We start from the raw sequence: 1,040 nt of genomic DNA, 5'->3' as shown, positions 1-1,040 counted from the left end.
CGAAGTCAGCTCAAAACATAGTTTTGAGGTTGTAGATGAAACTGACGAAGTCAGTAACCATACCTACGGCAAGGTGAAGCTGACGTGGTTTGAAGAGATTTTCGAAGAGTATCAATCGAGTAGGGGATAATCTCTAGCCTCTCTCACACCACCGTACGTGCCGTTCGGCATACGGCGGTTCAACTAACTTTTAACGCATGTCGTTCAAGGTAATAATCCAAACACGAAACCAGTCCTCGTTTTTCAAGGACTGGTTTTGATATAGCACGTTTAAGTACCGACTTCTGAGCTACTAATTGATAATGGTCGCCCCAGCCAGATACCTTATCTGCTATCCATTTAGGAACTCCTAACTTAAGCAATCCCCATAATCGTCTCGATTTCTTCTTCCATTGCTTCCAGATAATCACTCGTAGGCGAGTACGCAAGCGCTCATCTATGCTGGTGACAATACTTTTCATATTTCCCAATGAGAAATAGTTTATCCATCCTCGAATGGACAAATTCAGTTGCTCAATACGTCTTGTTAGGTCTATACTCCATTTCCTCTGTGTTAGTTTCTTCAATTTAAGCTTAAATCTCCGAACACTATCTTGATGGGGACGACTTTTCCAACCATCTGATGATTTCCAGAACCCAAAACCTAAGTATTTCAGCTCTCTTGGTCTGGTAATCTTAGTCTTGGTCATATTTACTTTCAAACCTAGCCGTTTCTCAATAAAACGACTGACTAAATACATCACACGCTTAGCGGCTGCCTCGCTTCCGACCGTCATCACACAATCATCTGCGTAGCGCACAAATCGAAGTCCCCTCTTTTCTAATTCCTTGTCCAATTCATTAAGCATGATATTAGATAAGAGAGGAGATACATTTCCTCCCTGTGGTGTACCAACTAGCGTTTTATGACGTTGACCATTAATGATAACACCTGAATGAAGATACTTACGAATCAAGGATTCCCTATCTCCGTCTTCGATAATGTTATGTACTAAGGACATCAATCTATCTTGAGGAACCCTATCGAAAAATTTCTCTAG

At 41.3% G+C, this 1,040-nt stretch carries 1 protein-coding gene; it reads right to left on the bottom strand.

The window, feature by feature from the left end; all coding sequences use genetic code 11:
• Positions 1-179 precede the first annotated feature (179 nt).
• Positions 180-1,040: reverse transcriptase domain-containing protein (locus HT723_RS04085; protein ID WP_172934697.1), on the bottom strand; the 861-nt coding region annotated here is incomplete at its 5' end.

The sequence above is a fragment of the Streptococcus sp. 2106 genome, from assembly GCF_013277315.1.
GTDB lineage: Bacteria > Bacillota > Bacilli > Lactobacillales > Streptococcaceae > Streptococcus > Streptococcus pseudopneumoniae.
This window is presented reverse-complemented; position numbering and strand designations above follow the sequence as displayed.